The sequence below is a fragment of the Flavobacterium bomense genome, from assembly GCF_003970355.1.
The window spans coordinates 1-1,220 of the sequence record NZ_RYDJ01000168.1; the positions used below are offsets into that span (position 1 = coordinate 1).

The 1,220-nt window shown below is 28.1% G+C and carries 1 protein-coding gene and 1 pseudogene; one reads left to right on the top strand and one right to left on the bottom strand.

All coding sequences use genetic code 11. From position 1 onward, the window contains the following. A pseudogene (locus EKL98_RS16460) lies at window positions 1-225 on the bottom strand (DNA polymerase III subunit delta'); the annotation flags it as partial. A gap of 893 nt (window positions 226-1,118) precedes the next feature. Here EKL98_RS16460 and pgk point away from each other — a divergent pair. Then, window positions 1,119-1,220, top strand: a 102-nt coding sequence (gene pgk / locus EKL98_RS16465) for a phosphoglycerate kinase (protein ID WP_126563192.1), incomplete at its 3' end; no start/stop codon positions are given.

Here is a 1,220-nt window from a genome sequence, read left to right on the forward strand (position 1 = left end):
ATGCGCAATTTTTTGGAATTTAAGATTGCAACTTTCATTGACACCTGAATTTTCTCCGTTTTGATTGTTGCACAAAATGTATGGCGCATAGGCAATTGCCATTGGTAAAGTACCACATCCTTCGGGACCTACAAATAACTGAGCGTGGGGAATTCTACCTAAATTAGCACTTCTTGTCAAATGATTTTTGATGTGTTCCTGCCCTAAAATTTCTGAAAACTGCATAAGGCAAATATAGAATAAAAAGTCTCAAAACTGCAAAGGTTTCTTGTGATGAAATCAGAGTAAATCTTTTTATTTTTGATTCAATTTTTGCAGCAGAGATATTTAGTATCTAGTTTAATCAGACCTCGTCTTGGTTGATCTATATCAAAAGTAATGAAAATGACAATGCAGATTAGAAAACAAAAACCAGTTATAAATTTGGTGTTTATTATTTTTCTCTAAACCCAAATTATAGCCAATTAAAAAAGAAATTATTATCAAAAAAGCAAACAATTAATAAAAATAGTTTTGGGAACTTTAGAATTCAAAACCATATTCGATTTCGAGGCACTATCAAACACCTCGTTCAAAGCTGGCAGCATCATAATCGACTGAATAAAGTAATCTTTTTTCTTTTGCATAAAAGTAACTCAACTCCATAATTTGTAGCTTTTAGCAGCCGATTGTTTCAATGAGGCAGTCAGTTTTACTTCGTCATTCTCTAAAATATAATAGTTTTTTCGAGAATTTAAATACGCATTAAAGTCCTTTTTGAATTCGTTTTTTTAAGGCCTATTTTGTAGCCTATCTAAATCGCGGTAAGCATTGAAAAAAAACAAAATAATTGCTATATATATATATACATATATATATATGGCTTCTAACTCATTTAAAAAAGGAGTGTGTCATAGTTTGTTTTTAAGTTTCTAAATCAAGGATTGATTCTAAATTCAGAATTAATAAAAGTATTGATATTTTAATTGATATTCAAAAACGGAACAATTATTTAATTTTACAACGTTTTCGCTAATGTGTTACGCTAATTTTTAAACTATTCTTATTTTTAAGTTCCTGAAAAGTTATATATTTGTTTTTCTTTCAAAATAATTAAATAATACTAAAAATAATATCTAATGAAAACTATTAACGATTTCGATTTCAAAAATAAAAAAGCCATAATCCGTGTTGATTTTAACGTTCCTTTAGACGAAAATTTTAATGTAACTGATGCTACT